This is a genomic window from Mycolicibacterium aromaticivorans JS19b1 = JCM 16368 (genome assembly GCF_000559085.1).
Lineage (GTDB): Bacteria > Actinomycetota > Actinomycetes > Mycobacteriales > Mycobacteriaceae > Mycobacterium > Mycobacterium aromaticivorans.
Window position 1 is genome coordinate 640,464 of the sequence record NZ_JALN02000001.1, and the last position, 15,247, is coordinate 655,710.

The following is a 15,247-nucleotide window of genomic DNA, read 5'->3' on the forward strand; positions in this document are numbered from 1 at the left end:
GATCAGCGCGCGGGAACCACGAAACCCCAGGGCAATTCGAGCCGGTGGGCGGCGAGTAACTCGGCGTTGGACAGCACGGCGGTGACGGTGTCGTCGGCGACCACCGCGCCCCCGTCGAGCACGATCGCCCGGTCGCAGAGCTGTGCGGCATACGGCAGGTCGTGGGTGACGATCACCATCGTCGCCGGCAGCGTCGCCAGCGTCTCGGCCAGTTCCCGCCGCGCGACCGGATCGAGGTTCGCCGAGGGCTCGTCGAGCACCAGTATCTCGGGCTCGCAGGCCAGGACGGTGGCCAGTGCGGCGCGGCGGCGCTGCCCGCCGGACAAATGACCAGGACTGCGGTCGGCGTGTTCGGTCATCGACACGACCTCCAACGCGGCGGCCACCCGGGCGGCCAGCGCATCCCCGGTGAGCCCGAAGTTGGCGGGGCCGAACGCGACGTCCTGGGCGACCGTGGGCATGAACAGTTGATCGTCGGGATCCTGGAACACCAGCCCGACTCGGCGCCGGATATCGCGAAGGGTCTTGCGGGTCAACGTGATTCCACTGATCTCTATCACGCCCGTGGTGGCGGTGAGGACGCCGTTGAGATGCAGCATGAGCGTGGTCTTGCCGGCCCCGTTGGGGCCGAGGATGGCCACCCGTTCGCCGGGCTCGATGCTGAGATCGACACCGTCGAGCGCTACGCGGCCGTCGGGATAGCGGTAGTGCAGACCCTCGACGCGGACGGCCGGCGTGCTCATCGCAGCACCCAGGCTGACGTCGCCACCGCGGCGGCGGCCACCGCGGGCGTCAGCGCGAACACCCACTGCGCCCCCGAGGCCCGCGGACCGGCCCCGACGATCGCCAATTCGGGCACCTTGCCGTCGAAGCCGCGCGACGTCATCGCCAGGTAGACGCGCTCGCCCCGCTCATAGGACCGAAGGAACAACGCCCCAACGCCTTTCGCGATCGCGCCGATCTGATGGAGTGCGCGCGGGGAATCGCCGCGAGAGACCCGCGCCATCCGCATCCGGCTGACTTCCGCCGACAGCAGGTCGATATAGCGGATCATCAACACCAGCATCGAGGTCACCAGGCCCGGCACCCCGAGCCGGCTCAGCGCCAATGGCAGCTCGCGTGCCGACGTGGTGGCGGCGACGGTGAGCGAGGCGGCCACGCCGAGCGTGCCCTTGACCACGATCCCCCACGCGGCCCACAACCCGGCGACCGACAGCTGCAGGCCGCCGACCGTGACGCGTTCGCCACCCTCGGCGAACGGCAGCAACACGGCCAGGACGATGAACGGGGCTTCGATCAGCATCCGCGGCAGGATCCATCGCAGCGGGATCGTGGCCACCCGCCAGACCACCAGCACGATCACGGCGTAGACCGCGAACGGCCAGATCATCTCCCGCGGGGTGGCCACCACCGCGAGGACGAACAACACGAGTCCGGCGATCTTGACTTCCGCGGGTGCGCGGTGCACCACTGATTCGCCGTCCCGGTAAAGCGGGTGGGAGTGCCCGGCTCCCATCTCAGTCCTTCGCGCGGCGGCTGCGCGCGATCAGCCAGAATCCGCCGAACGCGATGCCCAGCACGACGACGGCGCCGATGACGCCGGCGAGCCCGCTCGTCGCGGGGTGGCCGAAGATCGTGTAGTCGGCCAGCGGCGAGGCCGACATGGTGTGCGCGCTCGCGTGCTGGGCGATGCACTGGCCAGTGAGCTGTTGGCCGTGGTCGGTGTGGACGACCTGACAGCCCTGCAATGTTGCCGAGTCCAGTCCGTCCGGGCTGGTGCTGGCGAAGTAGGACACCACACCGGCGATCAGCAGGATCGCCACCCCGAAACCGACCCAGAACCGCCGACTCCGGGCCACCCCCTGGCTGCTCATGCGGCCACGGCCTCGCGATCGCGATCGCGGCGCAGCAGGTAGACGAGGTCGGGACGGGACCGGGCGACGGCCATCACGGTGACCGCCGTGATCAGCCCTTCGCCGATACCGATCAGGACATGGGTACCGAGCATGTAGGCGGCCACTGTGCCCAGCGAGGTCGGCGCGGAACCACCGATCGCGTATTCGGCCACAAATCCCATTGCTGCGCAGACTGTTCCGAACAACGCCGAGAGGAAGCCGACCACTCCGAGCGCCGGTACCGACCCGGGCCGACGTCGTCGCACCAGCGCGTGGAGGACCCGCGCGGCGGCGTATCCCGCGGTGACGCCGATCAAGGCCATGTTGGTGATGTTCATCCCCAGTGCGGTCACGCCGCCGTCGGCGAACAACAGCGACTGCACCACCAGAACGATCGTGATGCACAGCACGCCGGTGTATGGGCCGACCAGGATCGCGGCGAGCGCGCCACCGAGGAGGTGCCCGCTCACGCCGGGCAGGATCGGGAAGTTGATCATCTGCACCGCGAAGATGAAGGCGGCGACCAGCCCGGCCAACGGGACGGTGCGTTCGTCGAGTTCGGTACGCGCGCGCCAGCCGCACAGCGCGACCGCCGCGATTGCCAGCACCCCGAACATCACCGAGGTGGGCGCGTTGACCAGGCCGTCGCTCATGTGCATGGCCGTGATCTGGACGCTCAACGTGGCTCCTCGCGGTCGGGTCGGTCCCCAACGGTCAACCTTAATCGGCCGGCGAGATATCTGTCTACCTGTACAGATAATGGAGTGAAGAGTTCACTCACTCGGAATGAGCGGCACCGATCCAGTGCAGCAGATCGTGCACGGTGTGATCTTCCAGCCGGTAGCTCACCTGACGCCCCACGCGCGTCGAGGTGACCCAACCCTGCTGACGTAGCACCCGAAGTGCTTGTGAGACAGCGTTTTCCGACCGGCCTACGGCGGCGGCAAGATCACCGACGCAGATGCCCGGCGCCCGGTGCAGCCCGAGCAGGATCTCCAGACGGTGCGGGTCGGACAACAGATCGAAACGTTGCGTCCAACCGTGGATGTCCACATCGGCCAGCGCGGACGAGGCAAGCTCGACCTTCGCCGTATCGCCCGGGGCTTCCATGCCTAGGAATCTAACCCAGCGGGCGGGCTGGACCCGGGACGCTGGAACAATCCGGCCCCCGTACGCGACTATTGATGCGTGGACTGCGATGTCGCCCGGGAGGCGTTGTCAGCCCGGATCGACGGCGAACGTGAACCCGTTCCCGCGGCCCGGGTCGACGAGCATCTCACCACCTGTGACCAGTGCGGGGCGTGGTACGCGCGGGCCATCGAGCAGACGCAGCAGCTGCGTCGACTGGCCGGCCGGTCCCAGGTGGCGGCCGTCGCTGCGCCGAGTCCGCCGTCGCGGAAGGTCCGCCCACCGGCCCGCATCTGGCTTCGTTGGTCGTTGGCGACACTCGGGGTGCTGCAGATCGCCCTAGCGGTGGCCCAGGCGCTAGGTCTCAACGTCGGCACGGCCGCGGCGGGTCACCATGCCATGATGGCCGGGCATCTACTCAACGAGTCCACGGCATGGTCGGCAGCGTTGGGTGCGGTGATGATCGTCGCGGCGGCGCGCCCGACCGCGGCCGCCGGCCTGGCCGGGGTGCTGTCGATATTCACCGCGATCCTCACCGCCTATGTCGTCAGCGATGCAATGTCCGGTGCGGTGAGCCTCGACCGGGTGCTCTCCCACCTCCCGGTGCTGGCCGGCACTGTCGTGGCGCTGCTGGTCTGGCGCACAACCCAGGCGCCGGGTCTCGAGCCCCGGCCCGACAGCGCGGGCGTCACCGCCGATGTGGTGTTGCCCGACAACGCCTCTCGCGGCCGCCGCCGCGGGCACCTCTACCCCACCGACGGGGCCGCGTGACCTGCGCGTAGAAGGTCAGAGCATGACGCCGAACATGATCGCCATCCCGGCGGCCATCATCGACTGACACAGAATCCCGAGCGGCCGCGCCGTCGTAGCGGCCGCTCGGTCCCTTCGCACCGCCAGGTAGCGATACAGCCAGTACACCGCGGCCACCGCGAACAGAAGAGTGCAGATCCAGTTCAACGTGTCGATGTAGGGCGGGTAACCGCCGCCGGAGCTGTCCGCCGCGGCCGCAGTCCCGGACATGTCCATGCCGGGCATGTTCATCCCCGCGTGACCGGCGTGCCCCGACGACCCCGCCGTGGCCGCCGGATCGCCGGCGTAGGACGCCTGCCCTGGCAGCAGCCGACCGTTCATCACCGCATACATCCAGGCCATTGCCAGCATCATCAGCGCGTGATACGCACCCGCGACCCGGTGACCGGCGCAGATCGGGCTCGCCGTGACAGCGACGAACCAGAGGGTCGCGAGCAGGAAGAACACCATCGGTGCGACGGTCGGCAACGCCGCGCCCCAGGGCCAGGCCATCACCGCCATCGCCAGCGCCATCACGACGTGCAGTAGTTGGCTGACGACCGCCGCCGAGCGCCGGTCACCGCCGGCGAGGGTCGACAGGCATTCGGCGGCGGCCAGTACGAACAGCAGAGTGACGACCCAGCGCAGCGTGAGGTCAGCCATCACCGGTCACTCCTTCTTCTCCGCTCCGCACGTCAGCAATGGTCGATTCATCGCACCAGAAAGTTCCCACCACGGCGACTCGGCTACGACAACCAGTCGTAGACTCGCGACGATGGAAGCCACCCACACAGGCACCCGCTCGCCGGGTCGGTGGATGCTGGGCGGCTACCTGGTCCTGCTCGCCGCGCTCGTCGGCTACGCGGTGGCATCCGGTGACCGTCGCTTCACCGCGACCGGCGACTCCTACCCCGGCCTGGCGACCAGCGTCGCCGAGCTGATCGGCTACTTCACCGCGACGCTGGCCGCCGCGATCTGTCTGGGCGCGCTGGTGTTCATCGTCATCACCGCCGAGCCCGACGAACGCGGCGTGCTCGACCCGGCGTCGTTCCGGGTGCATCTGCTGGCCGAACGCCTCGCACCGGTCTGGCTGGTGACGGCGCTGGCGATGATCCCGGTCCAGGCAGCCAATGCGGCCGGGATACCGGTCACCCGGCTGATCACCGGCGGAGGCCTGGGAAGTGCGCTAGGCGCTTCGGAAATGGGCCGCGGCTGGATCGCCGTCGCTGTCGTCGCGACCGTGGTGACAGTGGGTCTCCGGGCCACCCTGCGTTGGTCCTGGCACGCCGTGCTGCTGATTCCTACGTTCATCGGAGTGATCGCGCTGCCGGTCAGCGGCAACGCCGGTCAGGGGCCCGATCACGACTACGCGACCAGCGCCGTGATCGTCTTCGCCGCCGCGCTGGCTGTGCTGACCGGCCTGGCGGTGAGCGCGGCGCTGGCCCCGCCGACGGCCGAACTGCGCCGACGGATTCTGCTCGCCCAGCGGGTCGCCGGCGCGGTGGCGCTGGTATACGGGGCGGTGTTGTGGTTCCTGCTGGCGACAGCGGCCGGATTGGCGTCGGACTATGGACGATTCGGCGCCCTGGCCGCGGTCGCGCTGCTGGCGAGCCTGGTGATCGGCGCCAGGAGCGCCGTCACCGGCGCGGTGGCCGGCGTCCTGGCGGTCGCCGCTGTGTCGGCGATGGCGGTTCAGACCGCGCCCCGGTTGCTGGCCCACCAGTTCACCGCCTGGGACGTCTTCCTCGGCTACCAGCTCCCCGACCCGCCGAATGCGCTTCGGCTGCTGACGGTCTGGCGTTTCGACGTACTGCTCGGTGTCGCGGCGGTGGTCTTGGCGCTGGGCTACGTGATCGGGTACGTACGGCTGCGACGGCGCGGAGACGCCTGGCCGCCCGGCCGCTTGGTGGCATGGATGGTGGGTTGTGCCGCACTGCTCCTCGCAACCAGCTCGGGGGTGCGCGCCTACGGGTCGGCGATGTTCAGCGTGCACATGGCCGAGCACATGGCGCTGAACATGTTCATTCCGGTGTTTCTGGTGCTGGGCGCTCCGATCACCTTGGCGCTGCGCACGCTTCCGGTGGCGGGCGCCGGGCGGCCGCCTGGGCCCCGGGAACGGCTGCTGTGGCTGGTGCATTCCCCGGTGTCACGGTTCCTGTCCCATCCCGCAACAGCGTTCGTGCTGTTCGTCGGATCCCTGTACACGGTGTACTTCACCCCGGTGTTCGACACCCTGGTGCGCTACCACTGGGGTCACGAGTTCATGACGCTGCACTTTCTGATCACCGGGTACCTGTTCTTCTGGGGAATCATCGGCATCGACCCGGGCCCCAAGCGATTGCCGTTCATCGGCCGACTGGGCCTGCTGTTCGCGGTGATGCCGTTTCACGCCTTCTTCGGCATCGCGACCATGACCATGACCTCGGTGCTCGGCGGCACGTTCTATCGCTACTTGCACGTGCCGTGGGTGGCGAGCCTCAACGACGACCAACACCTCGGCGGAGCGATCGCCTGGGGTTCCAGCGAACTACCCGTCATCGTCGTGGTGATCGCACTGGTGTACCAATGGGCGCGTCAAGACCGGCGGACCGCCACCCGCACCGACCGGCACGCAGACGCTCACTACGACGACGATCTCGACGCCTACAACGCGATGCTGCGGGAGCTGGCCAAGAACCGGCGCTGAACCACCCTGTCAGGCAAGGCCGCCCAGCGGTCTACCGGTCGACGCGGTGAACCGGTCCTGAACGTCGGCCCAGTTCACGACATTCCAGAAGGCCGTGACGTAGTCGGCCTTGACGTTCTTGTACTGCAGGCAGTAGGCGTGCTCCCACATGTCGACCTGCAGCAGCGGCACGATCCCCGGCGGCACGTTGGCCTGTTGGTCGTAGAGCTGGAAGGTCAGCAGTCTGCCGCCGAGCGGCTCGTAACCCAGCACCGCCCAGCCGGAACCCTGCAAACCGTTTGCGGCTGCGGCGAATTGCTGTGGTGAATCTCGTTGATCTCGCCGGAAATGTGGGGCTCGAGCGCGCTGTAGTCGTAGTCCAAGTCAGGCAATGGCTAATCGGCCATGCCATCAACTCATCTGTTCAGGTGTTCAGATGATAGGGTTAGCTGGCGGCAGGCCGGTCGCGGCCGACGAGTCGATGCAGCACATCACCAGATCCTCAACCCCGAGGTGGTAGCTCGCGACCGGCACTGCCCACCACATTTTGTGCGCCGAATTACCCTTGGCGGCAATCTGATTCGCGGTTCCCTAAGAGAACCGGAGAGTCTCGGTGATCACACCGGCGAAGCGCCGCCCCATGCGTTCGTGGGCCTGCGGGCCGGGGTGTAGCCGGTCAGGAAGCGGAAGTTCGGCGAAGTCCGCGGGACCGTAGAGGTCCTGGCCGTCGACATAGCGCAGGTTGGGGTCGGTGACCGCGCGGTGGCTGACGATGCGGGCGAGTTCATCACGGATGACGCGCAGCGTCAGCTTGCCCGTCGACACCTCGGTCGGGTTGCCGGTGGCGGCGAATGCCAGTGTGCCGCCATTGAAGTCGGGGGCCAACGGTCCCGGCGTGTCCTCATGGATGGGACAGTGCACCGCGGAGACCACGACGATCGGCGTGACCGGATGCCCGTCGCGGATGGTGTCGAGGAAGCCGTGGACGGCCGGGCCGAATGCGCGCAGCCGCATCAGGTCGGCGTTGACGATGTTGATCCCGATCTTGACGCTGATCAGGTCGGCGGGGATGTCACGCATCGTGCGGGCTGTGAAGGGATCAAGCAGCGCCGCCCCGCCCATTCCGAGATTGATCAGTTCGACGCCGGCGCCACGGGCCGCCACCGCGGGCCAGGTGCCGGTGGGGTTCCCGGCATTGGAGCCGTGACTGATGGAACTGCCGTGATGCAGCCATACCGGCCGGGTAATCGGGCGAGGTTCCAACGGGTGGTCGCCGCGCAGTGCGATCAGTTCGGTGATCTCGTTGTGCGGCAACCAGATTTCGACGGACTTGGCCCGGTCCGGCAGGCCGGTGAAGCGAATCGTTCCAGGCGGGCCGGCGATGAGCTCCTCGGTGCCGCCGGCGGCATCCTTCATCAGCACGCTGCCGCCGGTCAGGCTGGCCTGCGCCGTCAACTCGCCGTCGATCAGCAGGTCATAGAGGCCGTCGGGTCGCATGGGCATGCCCACATAGGCGGGCCGGGTGCGCAGCGCGTCCAATTCGATTTCGGTGGATCGGGTTTCGAATACCAATCGGCAACCGGCCGGCTGGGCTTCCGCCATCGCGAGTTGCGGGTCGGCGCATTGCGCCCGGGCCCAGCCGGGCAGCCGATGTGGCAGCACCCCCAAAGACGCGTTTTCGAGCTCGCATGCCCCTCGCACCAGGTCCATTGTGATCGGGGCCTCGAACAGGTTGGGCATTACTCACTTCTCGTTTCTGTGTCCGCCGAGTGTCGGCTCGGCAAGCCCCAAGGCTATCGAAGCCCGGCATGTTTCCTCTATTCGGCATGTAATGCCTTGCTGGCCAGCATGATCGACGAGATATCGGGATATCGCATTAACGGTGTCGTACGTTGGGTACGCCTCTACTCATCGCGGGGCGGAAGGAGCGTCGAATGGCTGAGGTGTCACCCACAGATTCGGCGACCGGTCACGAGGTCGCAGTCCTCGCCGCGCTACCCACTGTCCGGGACTGGCAAGAGGATTTATATCGCGACCTGCACCGGCATCCGGAACTGTCCCACCAGGAGCACCGGACCGCCGGCCTGGTCGCCGAGAAGCTACGCGAGACGGGATGCGAGGTTCACGAGGGCATCGGCGGCACCGGCGTTGTAGGCATCATCCGGGCCGGTGCCGGCCCGGCGGTGCTGATGCGCGCCGACATGGATGCCTTGCCCGTGGAGGAGGCAACCGGTCTGGCCTACGCCAGCGCGGTGCGTACGACTGACTCCGCCGGCAACGAGGTTCCTGTGATGCACGCTTGCGGGCACGACGTTCACGTCACCTGCCTTCTCGGTGCCGCCGCGTTGCTGGCCCAAGCAACTGACCAGTGGTGCGGAACGCTCGTCGCGCTGTTCCAGCCGGCCGAAGAAGTCGGTGATGGCGCCCGGCGAATGGTCGAAGATGGCCTGCGCGAGGCTATTCCCTCCGTCGATGTCGCCCTGGCGCAGCACGTGCTGCCAGCACCGGCCGGCTTGGTCGCCACGCGTCGAGGTCCGGTGCTGTCGGCAGCCGACAGCATGCGGATCACGGTGTTCGGCCGCGGCGCGCACGGTTCCATGCCGCAGGCGGCGGTGGACCCGGTAGTACTCGCGGCAATGATCGTGATCCGCCTGCAGACCATCGTTTCTCGAGAAGTTGCTCCGACCGACACCGTCGTCCTGACCGCAGGCAGTATCCGAGCCGGTACGAAGAGCAACGTGATCGGCGATCACGCGGTCCTCGAACTGAACCTGCGCACCTATGACGAGTCGGTGCGCACCGCAGTGCTCAACGCGATACATCGGATCGTGGTGGCCGAATGCCAGGCGTCCGATTCGCCCAGGGAACCGGAATTCGAGCTCTACGACTCGTTTCCGCTCACCGTCAACGACGACGAGGTCACCGACCGTGTGAGTGAAGCCTTCACGCGATACTTCGGCGAACGCCATCGGACCATGCCGCCAGGGTCAGCCAGTGAGGACTTCAGTGACATCCCCACCGCGCTCGGTGTGCCGTACACGTATTGGGGTATCGGCGGCACCGACGAGCGGCAATACCGCGCGGCGGCCGACAGCGGACGGGTCGGCCAAGACATCCCGGTCAACCATTCACCGGCGTTCGCTCCGGTCATCCAGCCGACCCTGGACACCGGCACCCAGGCGCTCGTCGTGGCTGCGCTGGCCTGGCTGGCCCGCTGACGCTCAGTGCTCGGTGCCGAGCGGCCCTGGCGCGTTGAGCCCGAACCGAACCCCCAGCATCCGGATGACGAAGCAGACCACCGCGGCCACCAAAGCGGCCGCCAGTCCGTAGCAGTCCAACCGAATGGCGCCGATCGTGATCGCCGCCGCCGCCAGCGCCGGGATCGCGTACAACTCGCTGCGCAGGACGGTGGGGATCTGCCCGATCAGGACGTCCCGAAGCGTGCCGCCGCCCACCGCGGTGATCACACCCAGCAGCAACGCTGGTCCGATGCCCAGTCCGAAAGCCGCCGCCTTACTGGTCCCGATGACCGCGAACACACTCAGGCCCATCGCATCGAACACCGTGATCGCCGCCTCCAGACGGTTCAGCATCTTGCTGAGCGCGAAGGCCAGCAGGCCACCCGCGACGGCGAGTGCGAAATACCGCCAGTCCCGAAATGTGGCAGGCGGAATGTCTCCGATGATCACATCGCGGATCACGCCACCGCCCAGCGCGGTCATCATCCCGAGAGTGACCACACCGACGATGTCCAGGCGCGCGGCACGCACCGCGGTCAACGCACCGTTGAGCGCAAACACAAACGTGCCGGTCAGATCCAGCGCAAGCCACAACATCGTTTCCGGATTCACTGAATCATCTTCGGGCGCTGCGCTTTCAGCCGACGACGGTGTAGTCGCCCTCGTCGGCGAGTGCGGCGCGGACCTGCTCGACGCTGACCTCGCCGTCGACCTCGACCCGCACGACCGATACACCGTCGGGGTCGAGGTCGATGTCGACGGCGCTGACCGCCGGCAGCGCCGTCAGCGCACCGGTGACCACCCGCACACAGCTCTGGCAGTGCAAGCCGGTGACCTTGAACGTGTGAGACATTGTGGGATCTGCCTTCCGGTGGCTATCGGGAGTCGAAGTTGCGCAGCCGCAGGCTGTTCGAGACGACGAAGAACGATGAGAAGGCCATCGCCGCACCGGCGATGAGCGGATTGAGGAATCCGGCGGCGGCGATCGGAATGGCCGCCACGTTGTAGCCGAATGCCCAGAACAAGTTGGTCCGAATTGTGCGCATGGTCGCACGGGCCAAGTCAAGCGCCTGCGGGACGATGTCGAGATCGTCACGCACCAGGATGATGTCGGCGGCGCCGATCGCCACGTCGGTCCCGCGCCCGATGGCCAGACCCAGATCCGCCGATGCCAGTGCGGGTCCGTCGTTGATGCCGTCACCGACCATGGCGACCACCCGACCGTGCTCGCGCAGTTGCTCGATGACGTCGACCTTGCCGTCGGGCAGCACCTCGGCGATGACTTCCTCGATGCCGACTGCCGTGGCCACCGCACCCGCGGCGGCGGCGTTGTCGCCGGTGAGCAGCACTGTGCGCAGCCCACGACGGTGCAGCGCGGCCACCGCGTCGGCGGCCGATTCCTTGACCGCATCGGCCACCGCGACGGCACCGCACACCCGTCCGTCGACGGCAACGAATACGACTGTCTCGCCACGAGATTCACCGCGACGCCGCGCCGACTGCACCGGCTCGGGGATCTCGGCCTGCCCGGCGACCCACGACGGGCGGCCCACCGTCACGTGGTGCCCGGACACCGTCCCGACCACCCCGCGGCCGGGGTGGGCACGGAAGTCCTCCACCGGGCGGCGATCGTCGGTGGCGGTCGTGATGGCCACCGCGACAGCATGTTCGGAGGCCACCTCGACCGCCGCGGCGAGCGCGAGAATCTCCTCGGATTGCGCGCCGTCGGCGACCGTCACTTCGGTGACCGCCAGATGACCGGTGGTCAGCGTGCCGGTCTTGTCGAACACCACGGTGTCCACTGCGCGGATGGCCTCGAGCGCACGGTAACCCTTGAGGAAGATGCCGAGCTGCGCGCCGCGTCCCGAGGCCACCATCATCGCGGTCGGTGTGGCCAGCCCCAGCGCACAGGGACACGCGATCACCAACACCGCCAGCGCCGCCGAGAACACCTGATCGCCTTCGGCCCCGGCCAGCCACCACCCCGTCGCCGTCAGCGCCGCGATCAGGAACACCACCGGCACGAACACGCCGGCGATTCGGTCGGCCAGGCGTTGCGCATCGGCCTTCTGTGCTTGCGCTTCTTCGACCAGCCGCACCATCCCGGCGAACTGGGTGTCGGCACCCACGGCAGCCGCCTCGACGATCAGCCGGCCGTCGAGCACCACCGTTCCGCCGACCACCGGGCCACCGGGATGGGCACGCGACGGCTTGGCTTCGCCCGTCATCGCGCTCATGTCTATGGCGGCGTCACCCTCGATCACCAACCCGTCAGCGGCGATCGTCTCGCCGGGGCGCACCACGAATTTCTGCTGCTCTTTGAGTTCGTCAGCAGGCAGAACCATTTCGCCGCCGTCGGCCAGCAGCACCGTCACGTTCTTGGCGCTCAGCGCAGCCAGCGCGCGCAACGCGCTGCCGGCCCGCGACTTCGCCCGGGCCTCGAGGTAGCGACCGGCCAGGATGAAGACGGTGACGCCGGCGGCCACCTCCAGATAGATCGAATCGCTGCTCAGCAGCGCCTGCCAGATGCCGTCACTGCGCCGGTCGCGATGCCCGATGAAGATCGTGTACAGCGACCACAGCGTGGCCGCGGTGACCCCGACCGAGATCAGCGTCTCCATCGAGGCGGTGCCGTGGCGGGCGTTGCGCAGGGCGACCCGGTGGAACGGCCAGGCCGCCCAGGTGACGATCGGCGCCGCCAGCGCGGTGAGCAGCCAACCCCAGCCGGTGAACCGGGTGCTGGGCACGACCGCGAACATCACCGACAGATCAGCCAGCGGCACGAACAGCACGGCGGCGATCGCCAGCCGCCGCAGCAGGGTGCGGGCCAGCTTGTCGTCGGGGTCCGCCGTCTCGGCGGTCGAGGCGGACCGGGGGGCGGCGTCGTATCCGGCCTTGCGAATCACCTCGCACAGGTCCTCGACGGCCACCGAGTCGGGGGCATCGACGCTGGCCACCCGGGTGGCGTAGTTGACCGAGGCGCGCACGCCGTCGACCTTGTTGAGCTTGGTCTCGACCCGGGCCGCGCACGCCGCGCAGGACATCCCGGAGACGTCGAGTTCGACCCTGTGCGCGGCGCCGGACACGTCCGCAGCGGCCGAACCGCCCACGACCGATACCGTCATCGCTCTCCTTGGCTGTGTTGCGGACCCGAGGGATGAGTCGGCTGCAGTGGCCGTCGGGTTCCCCGGCCTCCCAAAATACGCGCCTGCAAGAGGCCGGGAATGTGCCGGTCATGGCGATCCCCTAGTCTCACTGAGCGTGGCCGAACGCGACGACGACCCCGTGACTGCGCTGGCCCTGGCCGCGGGCCGGGGCGACGCGGCCGCACTCGAGGCGTTCATCAAGGCCACCCAGCGCGACGTGTGGCGTGTGGTCGCCTTCCTCGGTGATCCCGGTCACGCCGACGACCTGACGCAGGAGACGTTCCTGCGGGCGTTGGGCGCACTCCCGCGGTTCTCCGGTCGGTCCTCGGCCCGGACCTGGCTGCTGTCGATCGCCCGCCGCGTCGTCGTCGACCAGATCCGCCGCAATCAGGCACGACCGCGCACGACCTCCGCGGTCGATCTGGAGCAGGTGCTCGACTCCCGGCGCAGCGCCGGCCGGTTCGAGGACATCACCGAGATCAGGATGCTGCTCGACGGCTTGGACACCGACCGCCGCAACGCGCTGATGCTGACCCAGGTCCTGGGGTTGTCCTACACCGAAGCTGCCGAGGTCTGCGGATGCCCGGTGGGCACCATCCGCTCCCGGGTGGCGCGAGCGCGCGAGGATCTCCTCACCGCCGCCGGGCGCGACGATCAGGTCGGCTGAGAGACCCGACGCCCGCGACGATTGTGTGTCGCTGGACAACTGTTGCGCTCTTCAATCCCCCGCCGCCTTGGTCGCCGTCACCACCAGATACTCGGCCGCATACGCGGCGTGTCCGGCGATCCGACTGATTCCACTGCTCGAGGAACGCCAGGAAGTCACGGTCGAGCTTCGCCACCTGGTCGGGGCGCTCCGCGTTGAAGCTGTACACAGCGATCGTCGGTCCATAGTTGCGTTTCCAGTATTCCCGGAAGTCCAGAGGGCTGGGGCTGTGCACCATCTGAACCGACCGCCGCGCCATGGTGAGGTCGGTGACGTTGTCGCCGAACAACTCTCGTACATGGTCCTCGTCGCCCCACAGCGGCGCGGGCGAAGCACCCGGGGCTGGCGGCGCGGCATAGGGCTTCATGGTGGCGAACAACTGCCCGATGAAGCCCTGCGGCGTCCAGTTGATCATCCCGATGGTCCCACCCGGCCGGCACACCCGCACCAGCTCGTCGGCGGCCGCCTGGTGATGCGGGGCGAACATGGCGCCCAGGCAGGACAGGACGACATCGAAGTGGTTGTCGGCGAACGGAAGTGCCTCGGCGTCGGCCTCCACCCACTCCAACTCGACACCACGGCCGGCGGCGATCCGGCGGCCGGCGTCGAAGAGCTCCGGAGTGAGGTCGCTGGCGGTCACTCGCGCGCCGGCTTCAGCGGCCGGGATCGAGGCGTTGCCGGCGCCGGCGGCCACGTCCAGAACCACGTGGTCGGGCCGGATGCCGACAGCGTCGACGAGTTGCGGTCCGAGTTGGGCCACCAACTCGGCTGCCACCGTCGGGTAGTCACCGGACGCCCACAGGGCACGATGCTTGGCCTTCAGCGCGCGATCGGCGGAGTCATCGTGTCGCGGTCCGGTGCCCATTCCAGATCTCCTTCACAACGGCCTTGCGCCCAGGATGCGCGCATGCGTTGAAGCGCAAGCAGAAATGGCGATAAAGCCGAGGGGACACTCAGTCCAGGAAGCCGTGCAGCAGGGCGGCCGACCCGGCGACGTGGGCCTGCATCGCCGCTCCGGCTGCATCCGGATCGCCGGCGAGGATGGCGATGACGATGGCCTCGTGCTGTTCGTCGGAGTGCGCAATATTGCGCCGCAGCAAGGGAATCTGATCCAACAACGCATTCAGCCGCATCCGGTTCTCGGCCACCAGCGGCACCAGTGATGCCGATCCGGCGGCTTCCGCGATCGCCAGATGCAGCCGGGAGTCCAGCCGCCGATAGTCCTCGGCGCATGAGCAGCGCACATCTGTCAGCCGAGACCACAACCCCTCCCGCTCGGCCGCGGTCAGCGTTCGGGTCGCGGCCATCCTGGCGGCGCCGACTTCGAGGATCTCGCGCAGCCGCAGCGCGTCGTCGATGTCGGCGCGGCTGAACCGCACCCGGCCCTCGGTGGGGGCCGGTAGCGACTCGGCCAGGAAGGTGCCGCCATAGCGGCCACGCCGCGACACCAGATAACCGGCGTCGGCCAGGGACTTGATCGCCTCCCGGACGGTGTCACGGCTGACGCCGAGCCGGGTGGCGAGCTCCCGTTCCGGGGGCAGCGAATCGCCAGGGGTGAGCACACCGAGCTTGATGGTCTGCAGCAGCCGGCCGACGGTGTCCTCGAAAGCGTTGCCCAGGCGCACCGGACGCAGCAGTGCCTCGTGGGCCTGCTGCGGTTCCGGATCGGCCACCATGAC

General features: G+C 68.2%; 15 protein-coding genes and 2 pseudogenes. 4 read left to right on the forward strand and 13 right to left on the reverse strand.

The window, feature by feature from the left end; all coding sequences use genetic code 11:
• Positions 1-2: 2 nt before the first annotated feature.
• The 5 genes from Y900_RS03070 to Y900_RS03090 all read right to left on the reverse strand — a co-directional run bounded on the left by Y900_RS03070 (position 3) and on the right by Y900_RS03090 (position 3,005).
• A complete protein-coding gene (locus Y900_RS03070; RefSeq protein ID WP_036345695.1) occupies positions 3-743 on the reverse strand; it encodes an energy-coupling factor ABC transporter ATP-binding protein in 741 nt (246 codons plus the stop codon).
• A complete protein-coding gene (gene cbiQ / locus Y900_RS03075) occupies positions 740-1,516 on the reverse strand; it encodes a cobalt ECF transporter T component CbiQ (RefSeq protein WP_036338868.1) in 777 nt (258 codons plus the stop codon). Before cbiQ ends, Y900_RS03070 begins: the two co-directional genes overlap by 4 nt.
• Position 1,517: 1 nt before the next feature.
• A complete protein-coding gene (locus tag Y900_RS03080) occupies positions 1,518-1,874 on the reverse strand; it encodes a PDGLE domain-containing protein (RefSeq protein WP_036338870.1) in 357 nt (118 codons plus the stop codon).
• The gene (locus tag Y900_RS03085; protein WP_420329794.1) at positions 1,871-2,554 is read right to left on the reverse strand and encodes an energy-coupling factor ABC transporter permease; all 684 of its coding nucleotides are present in this window, start codon (positions 2,552-2,554) and stop codon (positions 1,871-1,873) included. The genes Y900_RS03080 and Y900_RS03085 overlap by 4 nt, the downstream gene beginning before the upstream one ends.
• A 118-nt stretch (positions 2,555-2,672) precedes the next feature.
• Positions 2,673-3,005, reverse strand: a complete 333-nt coding sequence (locus Y900_RS03090) for an ArsR/SmtB family transcription factor (RefSeq protein WP_036338874.1) — start codon at positions 3,003-3,005, stop codon at positions 2,673-2,675.
• Positions 3,006-3,083: 78 nt separating this feature from the next.
• Here Y900_RS03090 and Y900_RS03095 point away from each other — a divergent pair, with 78 nt between their 5' ends.
• The gene (locus tag Y900_RS03095) at positions 3,084-3,794 is read left to right on the forward strand and encodes a zf-HC2 domain-containing protein (RefSeq protein WP_036338877.1); all 711 of its coding nucleotides are present in this window, start codon (positions 3,084-3,086) and stop codon (positions 3,792-3,794) included.
• Positions 3,795-3,809: 15 nt separating this feature from the next.
• Here Y900_RS03095 and Y900_RS03100 read toward each other — a convergent pair whose 3' ends face one another.
• Positions 3,810-4,478, reverse strand: a complete 669-nt coding sequence (locus tag Y900_RS03100; RefSeq protein WP_036345696.1) for a DUF5134 domain-containing protein — start codon at positions 4,476-4,478, stop codon at positions 3,810-3,812.
• Between the two features lie 109 nt (positions 4,479-4,587).
• Between Y900_RS03100 and Y900_RS03105 the strand changes: the two genes are divergently transcribed.
• Positions 4,588-6,498 carry a cytochrome c oxidase assembly protein gene (locus Y900_RS03105; RefSeq protein ID WP_051659852.1) on the forward strand — a complete coding sequence of 637 codons (1,911 nt, stop codon included), beginning with the start codon at positions 4,588-4,590 and terminating at the stop codon, positions 6,496-6,498.
• 9 nt (positions 6,499-6,507) lie between these two features.
• Here Y900_RS03105 and Y900_RS03110 read toward each other — a convergent pair.
• Together Y900_RS03110 and Y900_RS03115 are read right to left on the reverse strand one after the other, a co-directional pair.
• A pseudogene (locus Y900_RS03110) lies at positions 6,508-6,869 on the reverse strand (superoxide dismutase).
• A 199-nt stretch (positions 6,870-7,068) separates the two neighbouring features.
• The gene (locus Y900_RS03115) at positions 7,069-8,217 is read right to left on the reverse strand and encodes an SGNH/GDSL hydrolase family protein (protein ID WP_036338880.1); all 1,149 of its coding nucleotides are present in this window, start codon (positions 8,215-8,217) and stop codon (positions 7,069-7,071) included.
• A 194-nt stretch (positions 8,218-8,411) separates the two neighbouring features.
• Here Y900_RS03115 and Y900_RS03120 point away from each other — a divergent pair, with 194 nt between their 5' ends.
• A complete protein-coding gene (locus tag Y900_RS03120) occupies positions 8,412-9,695 on the forward strand; it encodes an amidohydrolase (protein ID WP_036338883.1) in 1,284 nt (427 codons plus the stop codon).
• A gap of 3 nt (positions 9,696-9,698) precedes the next feature.
• Here the strand turns inward: Y900_RS03120 and Y900_RS03125 are convergent, their stop codons facing one another.
• The 3 genes from Y900_RS03125 to Y900_RS03135 are packed head-to-tail and all read right to left on the reverse strand — an operon-like array spanning position 9,699 to position 12,841.
• Entirely contained in the window at positions 9,699-10,313 is a 615-nt protein-coding gene (locus Y900_RS03125; RefSeq protein WP_109751164.1) for a trimeric intracellular cation channel family protein, read from the reverse strand.
• Between the two features lie 40 nt (positions 10,314-10,353).
• On the reverse strand, positions 10,354-10,569 hold the full coding sequence (locus tag Y900_RS03130; protein WP_036338891.1) for a heavy-metal-associated domain-containing protein: 216 nt from the start codon (positions 10,567-10,569) through the stop codon (positions 10,354-10,356).
• Positions 10,570-10,591: 22 nt separating this feature from the next.
• Positions 10,592-12,841, reverse strand: a complete 2,250-nt coding sequence (locus Y900_RS03135) for a heavy metal translocating P-type ATPase (RefSeq protein WP_051659854.1) — start codon at positions 12,839-12,841, stop codon at positions 10,592-10,594.
• 136 nt (positions 12,842-12,977) lie between these two features.
• Here Y900_RS03135 and sigC point away from each other — a divergent pair, with 136 nt between their 5' ends.
• Positions 12,978-13,529 carry an RNA polymerase sigma factor SigC gene (gene sigC / locus Y900_RS03140; RefSeq protein ID WP_036338898.1) on the forward strand — a complete coding sequence of 184 codons (552 nt, stop codon included), beginning with the start codon at positions 12,978-12,980 and terminating at the stop codon, positions 13,527-13,529.
• Between the two features lie 51 nt (positions 13,530-13,580).
• Here sigC and Y900_RS03145 read toward each other — a convergent pair.
• Both Y900_RS03145 and Y900_RS03150 read right to left on the reverse strand, forming a co-directional pair.
• Positions 13,581-14,433 (reverse strand): annotated as a pseudogene (locus tag Y900_RS03145) (class I SAM-dependent methyltransferase).
• An 88-nt stretch (positions 14,434-14,521) separates the two neighbouring features.
• A complete protein-coding gene (locus tag Y900_RS03150; RefSeq protein ID WP_036338901.1) occupies positions 14,522-15,244 on the reverse strand; it encodes a FadR/GntR family transcriptional regulator in 723 nt (240 codons plus the stop codon).
• Between the last annotated feature and the right edge of the window lie 3 nt (positions 15,245-15,247).

Coding starts and splice junctions, on each gene's coding strand:
- Y900_RS03070 (WP_036345695.1), bottom strand. CDS start 743: ATGAGCACGCCGGCCGTCCGCGTCGAGGGTCTGCACTACCGCTATCCC.
- cbiQ (WP_036338868.1), bottom strand. CDS start 1,516: ATGGGAGCCGGGCACTCCCACCCGCTTTACCGGGACGGCGAATCAGTG.
- Y900_RS03080 (WP_036338870.1), bottom strand. CDS start 1,874: ATGAGCAGCCAGGGGGTGGCCCGGAGTCGGCGGTTCTGGGTCGGTTTC.
- Y900_RS03085 (WP_420329794.1), bottom strand. CDS start 2,554: ATGCACATGAGCGACGGCCTGGTCAACGCGCCCACCTCGGTGATGTTC.
- Y900_RS03090 (WP_036338874.1), bottom strand. CDS start 3,005: ATGGAAGCCCCGGGCGATACGGCGAAGGTCGAGCTTGCCTCGTCCGCG.
- Y900_RS03105 (WP_051659852.1), top strand. CDS start 4,588: ATGGAAGCCACCCACACAGGCACCCGCTCGCCGGGTCGGTGGATGCTG.
- Y900_RS03115 (WP_036338880.1), bottom strand. CDS start 8,217: ATGCCCAACCTGTTCGAGGCCCCGATCACAATGGACCTGGTGCGAGGG.
- Y900_RS03120 (WP_036338883.1), top strand. CDS start 8,412: ATGGCTGAGGTGTCACCCACAGATTCGGCGACCGGTCACGAGGTCGCA.
- Y900_RS03125 (WP_109751164.1), bottom strand. CDS start 10,313: ATGTTGTGGCTTGCGCTGGATCTGACCGGCACGTTTGTGTTTGCGCTC.
- Y900_RS03130 (WP_036338891.1), bottom strand. CDS start 10,569: ATGTCTCACACGTTCAAGGTCACCGGCTTGCACTGCCAGAGCTGTGTG.
- Y900_RS03135 (WP_051659854.1), bottom strand. CDS start 12,841: ATGACGGTATCGGTCGTGGGCGGTTCGGCCGCTGCGGACGTGTCCGGC.
- Y900_RS03150 (WP_036338901.1), bottom strand. CDS start 15,244: ATGGTGGCCGATCCGGAACCGCAGCAGGCCCACGAGGCACTGCTGCGT.